The organism is Mycobacterium shunyiense (genome assembly GCF_058270075.1).
This window is the reverse complement of sequence record NZ_JBZDPU010000006.1, coordinates 178,011-195,586: the sequence shown is the minus strand read 5'-3', so window position 1 is coordinate 195,586 and position 17,576 is coordinate 178,011. Positions and strand designations below refer to the sequence as shown.

At 65.4% G+C, this 17,576-nt stretch carries 17 protein-coding genes and 2 pseudogenes; 9 read left to right on the top strand and 10 right to left on the bottom strand.

Annotation, left to right across the window (positions count from 1 at the left end):
- The first annotated feature begins 103 nt into the window (after positions 1-103).
- Positions 104-1,372: an MFS transporter gene (locus AC4ELH_RS05440; protein WP_498883412.1), complete on the top strand. Its 1,269-nt coding sequence runs from the start codon at positions 104-106 to the stop codon at positions 1,370-1,372.
- Here AC4ELH_RS05440 and AC4ELH_RS05435 read toward each other — a convergent pair.
- Positions 1,357-2,545 (bottom strand): annotated as a pseudogene (locus AC4ELH_RS05435) (low temperature requirement protein A). The gene AC4ELH_RS05440 and the pseudogene AC4ELH_RS05435 sit on opposite strands and share 16 nt — an antisense overlap.
- Before the next feature lie 203 nt (positions 2,546-2,748).
- Here AC4ELH_RS05435 and AC4ELH_RS05430 point away from each other — a divergent pair.
- Positions 2,749-3,336 (top strand): AfsR/SARP family transcriptional regulator, encoded by a 588-nt coding sequence (locus AC4ELH_RS05430; RefSeq protein ID WP_463794568.1) that lies wholly within the window; start codon positions 2,749-2,751, stop codon positions 3,334-3,336.
- Between the two features lie 135 nt (positions 3,337-3,471).
- On the opposite strand, the gene AC4ELH_RS05425 is transcribed toward AC4ELH_RS05430, so the two are convergent.
- The 5 genes from AC4ELH_RS05425 to AC4ELH_RS05405 all read right to left on the bottom strand — a co-directional run bounded on the left by AC4ELH_RS05425 (position 3,472) and on the right by AC4ELH_RS05405 (position 9,476).
- Positions 3,472-4,095 carry a twin-arginine translocation pathway signal gene (locus AC4ELH_RS05425; RefSeq protein WP_498883431.1) on the bottom strand — a complete coding sequence of 208 codons (624 nt, stop codon included), beginning with the start codon at positions 4,093-4,095 and terminating at the stop codon, positions 3,472-3,474.
- Positions 4,096-4,169: 74 nt separating this feature from the next.
- Positions 4,170-5,039, bottom strand: coding sequence for an Rv1363c family protein (locus AC4ELH_RS05420; RefSeq protein ID WP_498883411.1), 870 nt, complete (start codon positions 5,037-5,039; stop codon positions 4,170-4,172).
- 143 nt (positions 5,040-5,182) lie between these two features.
- Positions 5,183-6,661 carry a FadD3 family acyl-CoA ligase gene (locus tag AC4ELH_RS05415; protein WP_498883410.1) on the bottom strand — a complete coding sequence of 493 codons (1,479 nt, stop codon included), beginning with the start codon at positions 6,659-6,661 and terminating at the stop codon, positions 5,183-5,185.
- A 3-nt stretch (positions 6,662-6,664) separates the two neighbouring features.
- Positions 6,665-7,855: an amidohydrolase family protein gene (locus tag AC4ELH_RS05410; protein ID WP_064887039.1), complete on the bottom strand. Its 1,191-nt coding sequence runs from the start codon at positions 7,853-7,855 to the stop codon at positions 6,665-6,667.
- Positions 7,856-7,934: 79 nt separating this feature from the next.
- Positions 7,935-9,476 carry an AMP-binding protein gene (locus AC4ELH_RS05405; protein ID WP_498883409.1) on the bottom strand — a complete coding sequence of 514 codons (1,542 nt, stop codon included), beginning with the start codon at positions 9,474-9,476 and terminating at the stop codon, positions 7,935-7,937.
- Positions 9,477-9,534: 58 nt separating this feature from the next.
- Here AC4ELH_RS05405 and AC4ELH_RS05400 point away from each other — a divergent pair, with 58 nt between their 5' ends.
- A complete protein-coding gene (locus AC4ELH_RS05400) occupies positions 9,535-10,251 on the top strand; it encodes an enoyl-CoA hydratase/isomerase family protein (RefSeq protein ID WP_448448803.1) in 717 nt (238 codons plus the stop codon).
- A gap of 15 nt (positions 10,252-10,266) precedes the next feature.
- On the opposite strand, the gene AC4ELH_RS05395 is transcribed toward AC4ELH_RS05400, so the two are convergent.
- Together AC4ELH_RS05395 and AC4ELH_RS05390 are read right to left on the bottom strand one after the other, a co-directional pair.
- Positions 10,267-10,668 (bottom strand): hypothetical protein, encoded by a 402-nt coding sequence (locus tag AC4ELH_RS05395; RefSeq protein WP_448448801.1) that lies wholly within the window; start codon positions 10,666-10,668, stop codon positions 10,267-10,269.
- Between the two features lie 176 nt (positions 10,669-10,844).
- Positions 10,845-11,368, bottom strand: a pseudogene (locus tag AC4ELH_RS05390) (VOC family protein).
- A gap of 87 nt (positions 11,369-11,455) precedes the next feature.
- Here AC4ELH_RS05390 and AC4ELH_RS05385 point away from each other — a divergent pair.
- Positions 11,456-11,899, top strand: a complete 444-nt coding sequence (locus AC4ELH_RS05385; protein WP_064957794.1) for a Zn-ribbon domain-containing OB-fold protein — start codon at positions 11,456-11,458, stop codon at positions 11,897-11,899.
- A 12-nt stretch (positions 11,900-11,911) separates the two neighbouring features.
- Positions 11,912-13,057, top strand: coding sequence for a thiolase family protein (locus AC4ELH_RS05380; RefSeq protein ID WP_448448799.1), 1,146 nt, complete (start codon positions 11,912-11,914; stop codon positions 13,055-13,057).
- Positions 13,058-13,136: 79 nt separating this feature from the next.
- On the opposite strand, the gene AC4ELH_RS05375 is transcribed toward AC4ELH_RS05380, so the two are convergent.
- Positions 13,137-13,742 carry a TetR/AcrR family transcriptional regulator gene (locus tag AC4ELH_RS05375; RefSeq protein ID WP_064886998.1) on the bottom strand — a complete coding sequence of 202 codons (606 nt, stop codon included), beginning with the start codon at positions 13,740-13,742 and terminating at the stop codon, positions 13,137-13,139.
- A 188-nt stretch (positions 13,743-13,930) separates the two neighbouring features.
- Between AC4ELH_RS05375 and AC4ELH_RS05370 the strand changes: the two genes are divergently transcribed.
- From AC4ELH_RS05370 to AC4ELH_RS05360, 3 genes are all read left to right on the top strand, one after another.
- Entirely contained in the window at positions 13,931-15,223 is a 1,293-nt protein-coding gene (locus AC4ELH_RS05370) for a cytochrome P450 (protein ID WP_064886997.1), read from the top strand.
- 187 nt (positions 15,224-15,410) lie between these two features.
- Complete coding sequence (locus tag AC4ELH_RS05365) at positions 15,411-15,863, top strand: hypothetical protein (protein ID WP_498883430.1); 453 nt, start codon at positions 15,411-15,413, stop codon at positions 15,861-15,863.
- Between the two features lie 15 nt (positions 15,864-15,878).
- Positions 15,879-16,313, top strand: a complete 435-nt coding sequence (locus AC4ELH_RS05360) for an Rv2576c family protein (RefSeq protein WP_498883429.1) — start codon at positions 15,879-15,881, stop codon at positions 16,311-16,313.
- An 83-nt stretch (positions 16,314-16,396) separates the two neighbouring features.
- On the opposite strand, the gene AC4ELH_RS05355 is transcribed toward AC4ELH_RS05360, so the two are convergent.
- Entirely contained in the window at positions 16,397-16,768 is a 372-nt protein-coding gene (locus AC4ELH_RS05355) for a hypothetical protein (protein ID WP_064887002.1), read from the bottom strand.
- A 213-nt stretch (positions 16,769-16,981) separates the two neighbouring features.
- Between AC4ELH_RS05355 and AC4ELH_RS05350 the strand changes: the two genes are divergently transcribed.
- Entirely contained in the window at positions 16,982-17,491 is a 510-nt protein-coding gene (locus tag AC4ELH_RS05350) for an Rv2253/PknI dimerization domain-containing protein (protein WP_498883408.1), read from the top strand.
- Positions 17,492-17,576: the final 85 nt, after the last annotated feature.

The following is a 17,576-nucleotide window of genomic DNA, read 5'->3' as shown; positions in this document are numbered from 1 at the left end:
GCGAAATTCACAACGGCGACAAACAGGCCCTGTCGCTCCGACGCCTACGGTGAGAGACGATGTACCCCTGCCCCGCGAAACACATTTGACGAAAGGTGCCCGCGTGCGTCCCTGGATCGTTTGGGCCACCGGGCTACTCGCGTACATCATCGCCGTTCTCGACCGCACCACGCTCGGCGTCTCGGGCCTGCAGGCAGCCGACAGGTTTGCCGCGAGTCCGGGTGTCCTGTCCACATTCGTGGTGTTGCAGGTGATCGTCTACGCCGCGTCACAGGTTCCCGCCGGACTACTGTTGGACCGCTTCGGTTCCCGAGTTCTCATCGTCTGCGGGGCCGCGCTGATGACCGCCGGGCAGCTCGTGCTCGCGCTCAGCGAGTCGTTACCGGCCGCCATCGGTGCACGGGCAATCGTCGGCCTCGGCGACGCACTGACCTTCATCTCGGTTCTCCGCCTGGTGCCCCACTGGTTCGAGCCGGCTCGGGTCCCGTTGGTGGCCCAGTTGACCGGCATCTGCGGCCAGCTCGGCCAGGTGCTCTCCGCGGTCCCGTTCCTGGCGATCCTCACCGGTAGGGGTTGGACGCCCGCCTATCTGTCGGTCGCCGCATTCGGCCTGGTGGTGATCGTGTTGGCACTGGCGCTGATCCGCAATACACCGCACGGTTCGGCGATGACGCCCGAGCCGATCTCGATGCACACCACGCTGTCTCGCATCAAGACCGTCTGGCTCCGACCCGGCACCCGACTCGGGTTCTTCACCCACATGGGCACCCAGTTCTCGGTGACGGTCTTCGCGTTGATGTGGGGGGTGCCCTATCTCACCGTGGCGCAGGGGCTTTCGGAGACAGCGGCGGGGTCGCTGCTGACCGTCTCGGTGGTGGCCGCCATCTCCGCCGGGATCATGATCGGTATCTTCACCGGGCGCCATCCACACCGCAGGTCGCGCCTCGTGCTCTGGATCATCGCCAGTAACGCCTTGGTGTGGACCGTGGTGCTGGCCCTGCCCGGCCCGGCGCCGGTGTGGTTGTTGGTGGTGCTCATCGTGGTCATCTCGGTGGGCGGCCCCGGGTCGATGGTCGGCTTCGACTTCGCCCGCACGTTCAATCCGAGTCACAACCTCGGCACCGCGCAGGGCATGGTGAACATGGGCGGTTTCCTGGCGGCACTGCTGGTGATGCAGGCCATGGGACTGATCCTGTCCGGCACCGACAGCTACTCGTTCGCCTCGTTCCGCGTGGCATGGTCCGTCCAGTACGCGGTGTGGGTCCTGGCCACCATCGGAATCCTGATCACCCGCCACAAGACGCGCCGCCTACTGGCTGCCGAGCAGGAACGAATGCTGTTGGAAAGCTTCGAAACTCACCCCGGTCGATGAATGTCCAGACGCCGACTGACGATCGCCGCGGCATGCCGGTGCCCGACGGCCTCGAACCCGACGACGACAACCACGGGAGCCGCGGTGACGATCAACAGACACACCGCCATCGACGTTCCGGATGCGGCCAGCGCCACCGCAGCCACCAGCGCAGCCCCGGCGAGCACCAGCAACAGCGCGTGGAGCAGATCGGCCTCGCCCACCAGACATGAGTAGATGACGAACATCGACAACAGGTAGATGCCCACCGGGATGGCCACCGCCAGCACGGTGCCGACGGAATCCAGCTTCGACTGGCCGTCGACGTAGTAGGCGGCCACATGGAGTCCGGCGCCAGTCGCGACGATGGCACCGAACACTGCCACGTGCAGATAGCCGTACCAGAACGACAGTTGGCGCCTGGCGTGCAGCAACTCGCCGGCCGGAATCAGGAAATACACCCACCACATACCGAACGTCAGCCCGGTGCCTGCAGCCACCAGCAGGATGGCGTCGGTGGACCAGCCGTGCTCCCCCACCGCTGCCGTCAACGACGCCACGGTGCCGACCACACCTTCGCCCAGCGCGATGATCGCGAGCAGTCCGTATCGTTCCGCGACGTGGTGGGCGTGCCATGGCGTGCCTCCCATGCGCCGCTCGGCCAGCAGCGGACCGCTGATCTCCACCAGCACCAGCCCCAGCGCGGTGACGAAGAAGACCGGAACCGAGGTCTCCACGAAGATCTGGACGATCCAGCCGATCTGGGCGACGACGACCGCACAGGCGTACGTCAGGCAGGCGGACCGATGTTGTCGATCCTGCGCAGCAGCCCGTAACCACTGCCCCACCAGAGCAATTCGCATCACCACATAACCGGCCACCAGTACCGAGTTGTCGACGTGCCCACCGTGTTCGACGGACGCGAACATCGCCGGTATGCCGAGCGAGAGGATGATGACGCCGACCATCTGCAGCATCGTCATCACGCGGTATACCCAGTCGTCGGTGTCATAGGCGGACGCGAACCAGGTGAAGTTCATCCACGCCCACCAGACCAGCCGACACATGCCCCTCGGCCATCAGATGCGCGAACTGTGAGGCGGCCACCCCGAAGGCGATGACGAACGTCAGGTCGAACAGCAATTCCAACGGACTCGCCACCCGATGCTGCTCGTGCGGGTCGCGTCCGGACATCCTGCTCAGGCGGTGGGATTGAACCGGGTTAGGCGTGTCTTCGTTCAACCTGATGTGTCCCTTTCTCACCACGCTTTCCCGCAATTCCATCGCATCCGGGCGCAGGACAGTGGATTGCCGACGGCGTGGTGGGCAGAAACTCACCGAAATACAAGTAGTCGACTACTGATGCCAGGGCTCCGGCCTCACTCGAGGATGTGTATATGTCCAAGCAATTCAGGCTGAACCTCCTCGGCGAGTTCGCCGTGTATCGAGACACGGAACCGCTGGTGTTGCCGCCCTCGTGTCGCCGGTTGGTGGCGCTCGCCGCGGTGAAGCGCCGTGAGCTGCACCGCAGCTGGGTCTGTGACTTGCTGTGGCCGGGCAGCCCTCCGCACAAGGCGGTGTCCTCGCTACGTTCTGCGCTGTGGCGGTTACGACCGCTGGGCGCCGATGCGTTGCTCGTCGTGCGACACCAGTACGTCAGCCTGGCGCCCGAGGTGACCGTCGACTGGCACGAAGCGGTCGCCCTGCACGAGGCGCTGACCATGATCGAAGGACGGCCGGTGCCTGCGGGCGCTCATCCGACACTGCATCGACTGGTGCGCAGCGGTGACCTGCTCGAAGGCTGGACCGATCCCTGGTGCAAGACCGAGCGTGACCGCTACCGCGCCATCCAGCAGTCTGTTCGGGACATCCCCGACAGCGCCGTGCCGAGGCAGGTAACGCACTACGCAGTCGGTGGCTCTGCGCACCGTCCAGCCGCCCGCGGGGGCCTCCGCCACAGCGACAACGCATGGTGCCGGCCATGAGTGCGTTGCTGCTCGGCCTCGTCGCGGTCAGCGCATTGGCGACCGCATTGGCGGTGCACGAGCTGCAGACGTGGCTGGAGCGGTGGGAGTACGAGCGTCACGCTCAGGATTGACGCCAGTCGGTGGAAGGTCCCGCTACACCGGGTCGAACGACGAGATCAACCAGTTGCCGTCGATCTTGCTCATTCCCACTTTGACCGCGCTGGCGGTGAAGCTCCCGTTGGGGTTCTCGGCGCTCGTGGTGGCCTGGTTGACGAACACCAGCGCCACAGCGGAGTCGGGATGGATCTCCGAGATCGCCGAGCGCACCACCGCTGCGGTGGTCTTGACCGATTTCTGTTTCGCCGCCGGGGCGACGATCTCCTCAGTGAACTGGGTGTAGTACGACAGGAAATCGCCAGTCAGGTGCGTCTTGGCGGCTGTGAAGTCCCGGTCGAGACTGTCCGGCGCGTAGCTCAGCAGAGCCACGGTGCCGTCGCTCGCGGCCTTGAGTACCGTCGCGGACGCTGCCGCACCGGCCTGCTGGTCGGTGCGGAACTGCGCGAAGTACAGCCATCCGGCCAGAGCTGCCGACGCGACCAGCGCCACCACCAGTGCCAGCGGGACCCACAGCTTCGCCAGCTTCTGAGACCACCCTGACGCGGGCTCGTCGGCTGCGGTGTCGGTGACGTCCTCTGCCACGTCGGCCTCCGTCGCGGCCTGCTGCTCGTCGGCCTCGTCGGTGTTCTCGGTCTCGACTGCCGTCTCGGTGCCGTCGATCTCGACTGCCGTCTCGGTGCCGTCGATCTCGACTGCCGTCTCGGTGTCCTTCTCGGTCTTCTTGATGTCCACGGTCACGGCACGAACTCGACTTTCGACAGCTTGATCTGGTCGCCCTCGCGGACCATGTCAACGGCCACCCGCCACGGCCGCGGTTGCTTGTTGGCACCTGTGGTGTTGGTGACCTGGGTGTTGACCGCGACCAGGACCACTGCTTTGTCATCGCTCATGGTGTCCACGGCGGCGGCGGTTACTTTCGCCTCGGTCACCACCTTGGCGTCCTGGGCCAGCTTGACGAAGTCTTTCGACTGCGACTCGAAATCGTCCCGGAACTCGCCCGTCGAGTTGTCGAGAATGTTCTTGACGGCGTCCTGAGCGTGGTTGAAATCCAGCGACATGAGCGTCACGACGGTCTGGCGGGCTGCGGCGGTGTACTCGGCCGCGAGTTGCTGGCGATGCTCAGCTTGGCGGTGGTGCCAGATCATCCAGCCGCTGGCGACGAGCAGGCCCACGATGACGATGATCGTCAGGCAGCTCGCCAGCACCTTCCAGAACAGGCGCGAGACGTGTAGCCGCGGCAGGCGACGCGACGACGTGCCGTCGGCGACCGCTACTGCTGTCTCCGGTTCGGCATCGTCGATCGATTCGGCCTCGACGGCTCCTGCCTCTGCATCTACGCCGGTGGTTTCGGTGATCTCAGGGGTATCGGAGCTTTCGGTGTCCGCCGGATCGTCGGCATCTTCGGCCACCGTCGTGACCACCGCGTCCGCGGCAGCCTGGTTGCGCAGCCGAATGGCGCGGGCCCTGGCGCGTGCGGCAGCCGCTACGGCCTCGGCCTCTGCGGCCTCGGCCTCGGCCAACTCGGCCTGTTCGAGTGCGTCGCCTGGCGACGCGTCATCTTCGCTAGTATCGAGTACCGGCGACGAAGGCTTGCGGGACGGCATGCCGACCTCCTGTCCGTTCAGCAGCCTGCTTAACGCGAATAACGTTATCAGTTTGCGGTAGTGACCCGAGAGTACATCATCGACAGCAGGCACTTAAATGGCCATTTACCTGCGGAAATGATGTTTACGTGCTGTGCGTTCACTTAACCCGGGCTGGCGGTTATCCGGGACTCGAGCTGGTTCTTCATCACCTTTCCGGTGGCATTGAGCGGTAGTTCGTCGAGGAACTCGACATACCGAGGCACTTTGTAGCCAGCCATGCGCTCGCGGCTCCACGCGATGAGGTCCTCGGCCACCACAGGCGAGACCGCGGGCTCGGCCCGCAGCACGACGAACGCCTTGCCGACCTGGCCCATCCGCTCGTCGGCGACGCCGATGACGGCGACCTGGGCAATCGCCGGATGCTCCAGCAGGAATCCTTCGATCTCGGCGGGGTAGGCGTTGAAGCCACCGACGATGAACATGTCCTTCTTGCGTCCGACGATCCGCAGCCGACCGGATTCGGTGAACTCGCCGAGATCTCCGGTGTGCAACCAGCCGTCGGGGTCGATCGCCTCGGCGGTGGCAGCCGGATCGTCCAGGTAGCCCTGCATCACGTTGTATCCGCGCACCAGCACCTCCGCGTCATCGGCGATGCGCACCTCGACGTCCCCGCACGGAAGTCCGGCGGTGGTGGCCACGTCCTCGGCCGAGTCACCGGGTCGCGACAACGTGACGTTGCCCGCCTCGGTGAGCCCGTAGCCGGTCATCAGCGTCTGGAACGGCAGCTCCTCGCGGATGCGTCGCACCAGTTCCACCGGAATGTCGGCGGCGCCGGTCACCCCAGCGCGCAACGTCGCCAGCCGGTCGCGGTCGGCGACGGCCAGCAGCGAGTGGTACAGCGTGGGCGGCCCGGGCAGCATCGTGATGCGCTCGCGCTCAATGAGTTCCACGGCATTGTCGACGTCGAACACCGCGACCGGCAGCATCGTCGCACCGCGGAGGAAGGAAGCCACCAACCCGGCCTTCAACCCGAAGGTGTGGAAGTACGGGTTGATCATCAGATAGCGATCACCCTCGCGCAGATCCGCCAGGGTGGCCCACTCCTCGTAGGCCCGCAGCGTCTGACGATGATTCATCATCGCGCCCTTGGGCCTGCCGGTGGTACCCGACGTGAAGATGACGTCGGAGACGTCCGTGGGGCTCACGTCCCGGGTGAACGGGGTTCCACTTCTCAAGAAGTCCGACTTCAGATCGATCGTCGGAACATCGAGATCGGTCCCGGTGAACGCGAAATCCTGTCCCAGGAAACCCTTTTGAATCATCACCGCCTTGGCGCCGCTCCGCGCGACCACATCGGCGGCCTCGTCGGCCTTGAACCTCGTGTTGACCGGAACCAGGACGCCGCCGGCGGCCATGATCCCGAACGCGGCGATGATCCACTCGGCCGAGTTGGGCGCCCAGACCGCGACCCGGTCCCCCTTGTCGACGCCGAACTCGGCGAACGCACCCGAAGCCCTCCGGATGCGCTCGACGAGTTCGGTGAACGACAGACGCAGCGGACCGTCGACGACAGCTTCGGCCTCGCCGAACCGGTCCGCTGCACTCAAGACCATCTCGGGGATGGTCTGCCAGTTCGACACCCGTTACGTGGTGACGAGGCGACCGAGGTTGCCACCCATGATCTTGGCCTGATCCTCGACAGCGAGGTGCTCAAGCGCAGTCACGTAGTGGGTGGGCTCGGCGAGACCCTCCGGGTGCGGCCAGTCGGAGCCGTACAGCACCTGGTCGACACCGATCAGGTTGATCAGGTCGTCGATGCCTTCCTCGTAGAACGGGCTGACGTAGATGCGGTTCTTGATCTCCTCGATCGGGTTGCCCAGGAAAGCTTCCGGAGCCTTCTTCCAGACCTCGGCCATCGAATCCAGTAGCGGGAACATCCACTTGGAGCCGGCCTCGACGATGCCGACCTTGAGCTTCGGATGCCGGAACAGGGCTCCGTGGATGACCCAGGATGCCACCGCGTCCTGGATCGGGCGCCACTCGTTGAGGATGCCCATCGCGTTGGTCTGGAACGGCAGCATCTCCTGCACGGTGCCGTCCCATTCCGAGGTGTAGCGCGAGTAACCGCTGTCGGAGGAGTGCATGCCGACGAACACGTCGTACTCGACGCAGCGCTCCCAGAAGGGGTCGAACTCGGGCAATGCGAACGAGCGCGGGCCACGGAAGCCGGGCACCGGCGCCGGGCGGACCAGGATGGCGCGGGCACCGCGCTTGACGGCCCACTCCAGCTCCTCGATGGCCTTCTCGACGATCGGCAGGGTGATGACCGGGGTGACGAAGATGCGGTTCTGGTAGTTGAAGCCCCACACCTCGTCGAGCCACTGGTTGAGCGAGTGGATGATGACGTGGATGGCGACCGGGTTGTCGCGCAGCCGCTCCTCGATGAGGCTGGCCAGCGTCGGGAACATGAGGCTGCGGTCGACACCGAGCTCGTTCATCAGCTCCAGCCGCGGAGCCGGCTCGAAGAACGCCGGGATGGACCGCATCGGCTCACCGAACAGCTCACGCTTGCTCTTGCCGTCCGGGTTGCCGAACTTGAAGTACTCCTCCCAGGCGCCGGGCTTGGCGACATGCGAGAACGTGGGGTTCGGGATGTAGTTGCTGATGTGGCCGTCGATCGCGATCTTGGTGCGGCCGTTGACCTCGACGTACTGGACGATGTCCTTGTACTCCTTGGGGAGGTACTTGGTCATCGCCTCCGGCGGCTCGTACAGGTGGTTGTCCGCATCGAACAGCGGAAACGGAATGTCGACCCTATGCGACAGTTGTCCCATGGAAAACTCCTTTGCAATTCACGAGAATCATATTCTCACTTGCTAGCTGCCGCAATGCCCAGCTGGCCCCAGAGGCTGCTCAACGGGCGATTGCAGCAATCTGCTGACGGATGACGAACTTCTGCACCTTGCCGCTGGCCGTGCGGGGCAAGTCTTCGGCCAGATGTAGCTCTTCCGGCCACTTCTGCCGGGCCACCCCGTTGGATTCGAAATGCGACCGGACCTGATCGAGGGTGGGCATCGTGCCGCCGTCGCGCACCCGCAGCACGGCGGCCACCCGCTCCCCCAACCGGGCATCGGGAGCGGCCACCACGATCGCCTCGATCACATCCGGGAGGCCGAGCAGCACCTCCTCCACCTCCAGCGCGCTGATGTTCTCGCCGCCGCGGATGATCAGATCGGTGGTGCGGTCGGTGATCGTCAGATACCCGTCGTCGTCGAGCACCCCGATGTCCCCGGTCCGGTACCACCCGTCGGCGTCGAAATGCTTTGCGGTCAGGGCATCGTCGGTGTAGCCGAGGCACAGGTCTGGTCCGCGGCTGAAGATCTCGCCATTGGGCCCGAGCCTGATCTCCACGCCGGGCCGCACATTGCCGTCGGTGTACAACCGCTTGGCTTCAGGAGCCCCTGCGCCGGACCCGGTGATCGACGGATGCTCGGTGCTCCCATAGGAACGGAAGACGAACAGGCCCAGATCGGCCAGTCGCCGGGTGACGGCCGCCGGCACCGTCGAGCCACCCAGCCCGACGGTGGTGAACCGGGCCAGATGGCGTTCGTTGAACTGCGGATGGTCCATCAGGCTGGTGACGAAATACGGTGGCCCGCCGCCGATCGACAATTCGTCCTGCTCGATCAGCTCCAGCACCTTGCCCGGATCCCACACGTCGCACAGATCGATCGGCGCACCCTCGAGCACCGGGATCAGGAACGCGCCGAGCATGCCGATGAAGTGCCCGACGGGCGTGGCGGTGAGCTGACGGCCCCGGTCCGGCGGGTAGTTCTCCAGCAGCTGGCGGGTTTCGAAGCCCAGCGTCTGGTGACTGTGGATGACGCCCTTGGGCTCACGGGTGGTTCCAGAGGTGAACGCGATCAGGGCCGGCGCCGCCGGATCGGCGGTCAGCGTGCCGCTCATCGGCTCGTCGGCGAGTAGGTCGTCGAAACTGGCCTGTCCGACCAGCCCGACGATCGGCACCTCGGCACACAGGTCGGGCTGGAACGTCATCCGGCCGAACTGTTCGGTGGTGATGAACACCTTCGGCTTCGCCGTGGCCATGATGTGGCCGAGTTCCTTGCGTCCGTAGAAGTGCACGATCGGCACCGTCACAGCTCCGAGGAACGCCGAGGCCCAGAACGCGATCGCAGCCTCCATCCAGTTCGGCAGCTGCATGGCCACGACGTCGCCGGGCCCGACTCCGCGATCACGAAGCCCGGCCGCCAGGCGCCGGGCGGTGCGCTCGACCTCGCCGAAGGTGCCGCGGTACGGACGTGTCGCGGAATGCACGTGGAAGCCGGCATCGGGGCTGGCAGCCAGACCGTCGGCCAGCATCTGGCCCAAGGTTTCGGGCCGCCACCAGCCTTCTTCGACGTACCGTTTGGTCAGCTCAACGGGGATGTCGCGCACAACGGTGATGTTATTCTCATCAAACGAGAATGCCAATCCCGGAACTGGAGAACGTTTGATGGTCGACCTCGAAATCGACGGCGAACTGGCGGTCATCACGATCGACCGCCCGCAGGCACGCAATGCCATCTCGCTGGACACCATGGATGCGCTGAACAAAGCGTTGGACGGCGCCGCCGGCGCCTCCGCTCTGGTGATCACCGGGGGCGGCGACCGCGCCTTTGTCTCCGGAGGTGACCTCAAAGAACTGGCAGCATTGCGCACGGAACTCGAGGCGTCGGAGATGGCCTGGCGGATGCGCACGATCTGCGACCGCATCGCCGGGTTCGACGGACCGGTCATCGCGGCGCTCAACGGCCATGCCTTGGGCGGCGGGGCCGAGGTCGCCGTGGCCGCAGACATCCGAATCGCCGCCGATGACATCAAGATCGGCTTCAACCAGGTCGCCCTGGCGATCATGCCTGCCTGGGGCGGGGCCGAACGGCTGGCCACTCTGGTCGGTCGCAGCCGGGCCCTGCTGCTTGCCGGAACCGGCCGGATCTTCGGTGCGCGCGAGGCGGAGCAGTTCGGCTTGATCGACCAGGTGGTACCCCGCGCCGAGTTCGCCGAGACCTGGCGGTCGACGGCGCAGTTGCTGGCGCGGCGTCAGGCCGGTGAGGTCAAACGAGTGATCAACGGTGTGTCCACCACCGAGGCCGTTTCGGCCTTCGCCCGACTCTGGTGCGCCGACGAGCACTGGGCCGCCGCGGACAAGGTGATGAACAAGGGTAAGTAGGCCTTGCGGGCAACGTCAGGGCACGTGCACGCAGCCCACGCCGGGAACGCAGCCGCCACCGCCACCCGGTCCGCCGCCACCGGTCGGGCCACCCGGAATCGAGCCGCCGCCACCGCCCGGTCCGCCACTGCCGGTCGGGCCACCGGGAATCTCACCGCCGCCACCGCCGGGGCCACCGCCACCGGTCGGGCCACCGGGAATCGAACCACCCCCGCCTTCGGGACCGCCGCCACCGGTGGGACCACCCGGAACGGTGCCTTCGCCACCGGGGGCCGGAGCCGTGGTCTCCACAGTGGCGGGTGTGGTGACGGTGGTGGTGGGCGTGGTGACAGATGTCGTCGACGGGGCAGTGTCCTCACTCGACCCGCAACCGGCGAGTGGCGCCGCGGTGAGCGCGAGGCCCATCCCCACGGTCATCGACCACTTCCGGACACGGACCCAAGGGTCGCCGTTACGGGCCGTCCTCGTAGGCCGGGTTATTGACATGGTGAGACTCCAGTTCAGCCAGGGCACTTTTTGCGCTCGGAACGACTGGGTTCCCACTGACCGCCGGCTTGAATCATCGCCGGCGGGCATACGTCACCGCACCGGGATCAGCCGCCCAATTCCCGGACCGGATCACTGCCGTCCCAAGCGACAGCCTGTTCCCGCACATAGGCACCCATGCCGCCCGAAGCATGGGTCAGCGGCTCTCGACGATCGCCGCCCCGGTCGGCGGTTCGAAGTAAGCGAAGCGCACGCCCTCGCCGTCGCCACCCGACCACACCAGGGGCCAACCGGCCTCGGCGAGCTTCGCCATCGCCGTATCGAAATCGGCTGTCCAATAGGCGAGTTGGTGAAAGCCGCCACCGGTCGGAGCGCCCGCGAGGAACTCGGTGAAGATGCTGGGCGTGTCATCGAGTTGTTGGATCAACTCGACCTGCAGGTCACCGCTGTTGGACAACGCGAGAGACAGCCTCACCTCGCAGGGCTCACCGCGGTAGCTCACTCGCTGCGGCAGGTTGCGGATCACGAACCACGGGCCGACGCCCATCTTCAGCCAGCCCGATATCGCGTCGTCCAGGTCGGTGACCACGTACCCGATCTGGCGGACCTCCCCGGGTAGAACCTCGCTCAAGCCGACTCCCTCCGCCGTCCCGTCTGAACTGCCCACGAGAGCCTACCGAGAAGCGGTTCTCACTAGACGAGAATTGCATTTCCAGTTATCGTCAGCGACGTGTCAACACAGATTGCTCTGGCGCCCGAGATCTCGACGTGGCCCGACGCCGAACCCCAGCTGATCGGCAGCCGTTGCACCGACTGCGCGGCCACCACCTTCCCCGCCCAGGCCCGCTGCCCCAAGTGCTCCGGCGGCAACACCGAACAAGCCCTACTGCCCCGACGCGGCACCGTCATCGCCTGGACCACCCAGGGCTTCCCACCCGGCGCCCCCTACAAAGGCCCCACCGGCAAGAACTTCGTCCCCTTCGGCGTCGGCCTCGTCGAGCTCACCGACGACAACGGACCCGTCATCCGCGTCGAAGGACGACTCACCGAAAACGACCCCGCCAAACTGCAATTCGGCATGGACGTCGAACTCACCATGATCCCGTTCACCACCGATGAAGATGGCAACGAAGTTGTCACCTTCGCCTTCCAGCCGGTGTAGAGAGGCAACAACATGACCAACGATGTAGCCATCATCGGAGTCGGCCTGCACCCGTTCGGCCGCTTCGACAAGACCGCGATGCAGATGGGTGCCGAGGCAATCCAATTGGCGCTCGAGGACGCCGGCCTGGAGTGGAAGGACATCCAGTTCGGATTCGGCGGCAGCTATGAGGTGTCCAACCCGGATGCGGTCACCCGCCTGGTCGGGCTGACCGGCATCACGTTCACCAACGTGTTCAACGCGTGCGCCACCGCCGCCAGCGCGATCCAGCAGACCGCCGACACCATCCGGCTGGGCAAGTACGACATCGGCATCGCGATCGGCCTGGACAAGCACCCGCGCGGCGCGTTCACCGACGATCCGGCGAAACTCGCTCTGCCGCAGTGGTACGCCGAGAACGGCCAGTTCGTCACCACCAAGTTCTTCGGCATCAAGGCCAACCACTACATCCACAAGCACAACATCTCCGAGGAGATGCTGGCGCGGGTGGCCAACAAGAACTTCCGCAACGGCGAGAAGAACCCGAATGCGTTCCGGCGCAAGGAGATCTCGGTCGAGGAGATCATGGCCTCGCCGGTGCTGAACTACCCGCTGCGGCAGTACATGTTCTGCGCCCCCGACGAGGGTGCAGCCGCGGTCATCATGTGCCGCGCCGACATCGCGCACAAGTACACCGACAAGCCGGTATATGTGCGGGCCAGCGAGATCCGTACGCGTACCTACGGCGCCTACGAGGTGCACGGCACCTCGGCTCCGCTGGATGAGGACCCCTCGCCGACGGTGTACGCGGCCAAGGCCGCCTATGAGGCCGCGGGCATCGGACCCGAGGACGTCGACATCGCCCAACTCCAGGACACCGACGCCGGCGCCGAGGTGATCCACATGGCCGAAACCGGCCTGTGCGCCGATGGCGACCAGGAGAAGCTACTGCTCGAAGGCGCGACGGAGATCAACGGCACGATGCCGGTCAACACCGACGGCGGCCTGATCGCCAACGGCGAGCCGATCGGCGCCTCGGGCCTACGCCAGATGCACGAGCTCGTGCGTCAGCTACGCGGTGAGGCAGGCGAGCGTCAGGTACCGGGCAACCCGCGCGTCGGCCTGGCCCAGGTCTACGGCGCGCCGGGAACCGCCTCGGCCACCATCCTCTCGCTCTAGTTTCCCGGGCCCCCAAGTGAACGTCCCCCGCAACCGTGGTTTCGGGGGACGTTCGCGTGCGCTCGGGCAGACTCGGGCCTCAGGCCGGCAGCTCCAGCGGCTGCGGCTCACCTTCCAGACGTCGCAACCAGTCCTCGCAGAACTGAAGCACCTCGGCGTGGCCTGCCGTCATGCCGAGCGCCTGCTCCATCACCATCACCCGCGACACACTGGCCGCGATGAATGTCCACACGATCGGCGGCACCTCGGACGCATCGACGCCGTAGCGCCGCAGCGCCGCCTCGATCGCCTTGGTCTCCGCCTCGCGGAACATCTCGGCGTAGCGGCCGATCTCCGCGCGCAGCACCGGTCGGTGGTTGGCAAGCCCGGTCATCTCCATCGTCAAGCGCGTAGCGCTCGGGTCTGTGCCGAACCGCCACAGCGCCCACAGCGGCTGCGGCGAATTCAGGGCTTCTGCCTGCGCAGCCAACCCTTCGTCGGCACGTCGCACGAACACCGCCAGGAACAGGTCGTCCATCGTGCGGAAGTAGTAATGCACCAGCTGGGGCTTGAGCCCGGCCCGTTCTGCCACTCGCCGGGACGTGACCGCGACGTACCCTTCCTCGATCATCAGCGCCTCGGCGGCGTCGAGCAGCACGATCCGGTTCTTCGCGTCCGGCGCCCCGATCCTTCGCGCCGATGCCATCGGTCCTCCTCACGACAAGTTCCCGACAATGTATGGCTGATCGTAACTTTCACGCAGCCAGGTGATCTTGACCATGACTCTAACGACATGCTAAGCAGGTGCTCAGCAATTTTCGAAAATTCTTCGCGCGGTGCAGCCCGCCGCGAAACCACCGCAGCGCACATCGAATTCGGGAGGCAGCGCACACCATGACCGATTCCGGAACGACCGATTACGACACCATCGACTACTTCACCGACCAGTCGCTGGTACCCGACCCGCACCCGTACTTCGACCACCTGCGCAGCAAGTGTCCGGTCGTGACGGAACCGAACTACGGCGTCATGGCGATCACCGGGTTCGAGGAGGCCACCACGGTCCTCAAGGACACCGACACCTTCTCGTCCTGCATCGCGGTCGCCGGACCATTCCCGCCGCTGCCCTTCACGCCCGAAGGCGACGACATCACCGAGCAGATTGCGGCGCACCGCGCGCAGATGCCGATGTTCGAGCACATGGTGACCATGGACCCGCCCGACCACACCAACGCCCGTTCCCTGCTCAATCGGCTGCTCACGCCGCGCCGGTTGAAGGAGAACGAGGACTTCATGTGGCGGCTCGCCGACCAGTGCCTCGACGATTTCATCGCCGACGGCAAATGCGAGTTCCTCAGCGCCTACGCGAAGCCCTTCTCGCTCCTGGTGATCGCCGACATGCTCGGCGTGCCGGAAGAAGACCACGAAGAGTTCCGGACGGTGCTGGGCGCCCCCCGGCCCGGCGCTCAGGTCGGCTCCCTCGACGGCGACCTGGTTGCCAGCAATCCGTTGGAATGGCTCGACGAGAAGTTCAGCGGCTACCTCGAAGACCGGCGATCAGAACCCCGCGACGACGTGCTGACGGCACTGGCCACGGCGAACTACCCGGACGGTTCTGTACCGCCCATCATCGAGGTCGTTCGGTCCGCGACATTCCTGTTCGCCGCCGGCCAGGAGACCACCACCAAGCTGCTCTCGGCCTCGCTGCGCGTGCTCGGCGACCGCCCTGACATCCAGCAGGCCCTGCGCGACGACCGCAGCCGTATCCCGACCTTCGTCGAGGAGGCCCTACGGATGGACGCTCCGGTCAAGAGCCAGTTCCGCTTGGCCAAGAAGAACACCAAGCTCGGCGACATCGACGTTCCCGCGGGTACCACCATGATGGTGTGCCCGGGTGCGGTGAACCGCGACCCGGTCCGTTTCGAAGACCCGCACACCTTCAGCCTCGACCGCAAGAACGTGCGAGAGCACATCGCGTTCGGCCGTGGCGTCCACAGCTGCCCGGGTGGTCCGCTGGCCCGCGTCGAGGGCCGGGTGTCGTTGGAACGGATCCTGGACCGCATGGCCGATATCGCCATCGACGAGGAGTTCCACGGCCCCGCCGACGATCGTCACTACACCTACGAGCCGACCTTCATCCTGCGCGGACTGACCGACCTGAACATCACGTTCAAGCCCGTGCGCTGACCGCCGCTCGACAGACGATTCCGCGTATCTCGTCTTCGCCGCATTTGCTATTCTCCGATTGCGAGAATGACAATCTCGCTGGCGAAGACGAGATTCCGGTTTCGGCACGGTGGGGCCTGCTCTCGTTCTATAGTCAGCCGACCAGTGCCGATCCGTGGAGGTGCCTGTGAAGTCCAGCTTGATCCGTATGGCGATGAGCGCCGTGCTCGGGTTGGGGACTGCAATCGCGTTGGCACCGCCGTCACAGGCCATGTACTTCGGCAATTACAACCTCAACATGCCCGACCGCAGGGACTTCCACACCTGGATCTGGTCGGCGATCACGCCCTGCCACGAACCGGGGACCGACACCTTCCTGAAGGACTGCATCACCATCCGGACGATCCCGCAACCGGTCGCCAAGGCGGTCCCCAATACGGGAGACGCGAGATTGGTCGACGGTCGCTACACCTTGACGATCGACGAGTTCTACGGATTGCGGTGCGGGGACATCTACTACGGGCCCACCATCCCGACCCACGACGTGTACACGTGGGACGCGAACACCCTCGCGGGCGAGATGGTCTCCACGTTCGATGCCGGCTGCGACGGCGCGCCCGGCGGCTCCTTCACCTACCCGTTCAGCCTGACGAGGATGTGATCGATGCGCCATCTGATGAGCCGAGCCCTGACCTTCGCAATGGCCTCCGCGCTGGCGTCCGGCGCGATCACCACGGCTGCACCGGCATTCGCCGACGATCCGGCGCCGGCCGGTCCGCCGCTGCACCACGTGCAGTACACCGTGACCGCCGACGCTCCGTACTGGGCCCACATCTACTACCGCGACACTGACCCCGTGCAGTTCTCGGATTACAGCCACAACCCGTACGAGTTCAGCCCGCGAGCCGACGTGGACATCGCACCGGACAGGCCGTGGGTGTTCGATGCGATGCTGGCCGATCCTGACCTGTGGGCGATGGTCCTGGTGCAGAGCGGTGAGTCACCCAACTTTCCGACGCCCGGGTTCAACTGCAAACTGACAGTCGACGGTGTGGTGGTAAAGACCAACAGCGGCCCCAAGGGCGCGCTGTGTTCGATCCGGAACTGGTAGACCTCGAACTCACGACCGAAACGTCAAAATGCCTGGGGGCGACGCGAACCGCGTCGCCCCCAGGCATTTCTCGAGCATCCGGCTCAGGCGTCGCCGCGAAGCCAGCGTGTCTCACCGTTCATCGGCACACAGCTCAGGAACAGGCCGTCCGGGGCCTGCGCCACCGAGTTCTGTTCGTTGATGCACAGGCTGTTCTCGTCGCGGATACCCACCATGGGTGGCGACCGGAACCACCGCGGCTCATAGCGCCGGGGCGAACCGCAGAACACCAGCCGCCCCCACCCGTTGCGCGCGTCGACCCCGAACACGAAGTAGGAGGTGTTGTCGCACGGAGCACCGAGCACCGCATTGGGATTGATACCCGGCGTACAGAACGCGTCATTACATGTCTGCGGTCCCGCGTTTGCCTGCGGAGCAGCCAGCATCCCGGCGACAATCACTGAAGCGGTCGCCATCACCGTCACACGCACGTTGCTACTTTCGCATAGCTGGAAATTAAACTCTCAGTTTTGGAGAATATTACTACGAACACTCCACCGCTGGTCCTCCGGCCGGCAGCCAGGGGGGTCACACTGGTCAGATTCATCGTGGACCAGGCTCTGATAGTGATATTCTCCGAAACTGAGAACATGGCTACCGCCTCGACAGGCCGGCCAGAAGGAGCGTTCATGTCAGTCTCCCGGGTAAGTGCTGTTGCGGTGGCGATCGCCGCCGCGACAACTGTCGTCCTCAGCGGAGCCGCCCCGGCCAGTGCGGGCGAGCAGTGGGGCATCAACGGCACCTTTGCCACATCGTCCAATGGCGATTGGGCCAAGGTCAACGACCGTTACGAGAACCAACCCCCGGTACGGAGCAACTGGACCGTCTCGACCCAGTGCGTCTCCCCCACCGAATGCAACGGCACGGTGACCAGCGACGCGGGCTGGTCGGCACCCATCTACACAACGAACGGCCTCTGGTACGTCAAGCGGGTCGTACCCAACTGGCGCTTCTGCGCCGACGGCACCCCCATCGAAGGCATGCAGGTGTACAAGTTCTACCCGGTGGGCTTCGACGGGCATGTGGACCAGGCTTCATCCGAATACGCCGGCGAGGACGTCACGAAGGGCCCCAGCGGTTCGTGTGGGCGCAATCAGTGGCCCGTCGTTCGGATGCCGTTCTACATGCGGCCCGCCTAGCGGCGAGCCGGCATCGGCGCCAAAACCGAACAAAGACAAAAGAACTGGCCCCGGGCTGTTGCCCGGGGCCAGTTCTTTTTGCACG

What these genes read in the sequence shown, in the direction of transcription:
- AC4ELH_RS05430 (WP_463794568.1), top strand. Translation starts at nt 2,749, where the DNA reads ATGTCCAAGCAATTCAGGCTGAACCTCCTCGGCGAGTTCGCCGTGTAT.
- AC4ELH_RS05420 (WP_498883411.1), bottom strand. Translation starts at nt 5,039, where the DNA reads ATGCCGTCCCGCAAGCCTTCGTCGCCGGTACTCGATACTAGCGAAGAT.
- AC4ELH_RS05410 (WP_064887039.1), bottom strand. Translation starts at nt 7,855, where the DNA reads ATGGGACAACTGTCGCATAGGGTCGACATTCCGTTTCCGCTGTTCGAT.
- AC4ELH_RS05400 (WP_448448803.1), top strand. Translation starts at nt 9,535, where the DNA reads ATGGTCGACCTCGAAATCGACGGCGAACTGGCGGTCATCACGATCGAC.
- AC4ELH_RS05395 (WP_448448801.1), bottom strand. Translation starts at nt 10,668, where the DNA reads ATGACCGTGGGGATGGGCCTCGCGCTCACCGCGGCGCCACTCGCCGGT.
- AC4ELH_RS05380 (WP_448448799.1), top strand. Translation starts at nt 11,912, where the DNA reads ATGACCAACGATGTAGCCATCATCGGAGTCGGCCTGCACCCGTTCGGC.
- AC4ELH_RS05375 (WP_064886998.1), bottom strand. Translation starts at nt 13,742, where the DNA reads ATGGCATCGGCGCGAAGGATCGGGGCGCCGGACGCGAAGAACCGGATC.
- AC4ELH_RS05370 (WP_064886997.1), top strand. Translation starts at nt 13,931, where the DNA reads ATGACCGATTCCGGAACGACCGATTACGACACCATCGACTACTTCACC.
- AC4ELH_RS05365 (WP_498883430.1), top strand. Translation starts at nt 15,411, where the DNA reads ATGGCGATGAGCGCCGTGCTCGGGTTGGGGACTGCAATCGCGTTGGCA.
- AC4ELH_RS05360 (WP_498883429.1), top strand. Translation starts at nt 15,879, where the DNA reads ATGAGCCGAGCCCTGACCTTCGCAATGGCCTCCGCGCTGGCGTCCGGC.
- AC4ELH_RS05355 (WP_064887002.1), bottom strand. Translation starts at nt 16,768, where the DNA reads ATGGCGACCGCTTCAGTGATTGTCGCCGGGATGCTGGCTGCTCCGCAG.
- AC4ELH_RS05350 (WP_498883408.1), top strand. Translation starts at nt 16,982, where the DNA reads ATGTCAGTCTCCCGGGTAAGTGCTGTTGCGGTGGCGATCGCCGCCGCG.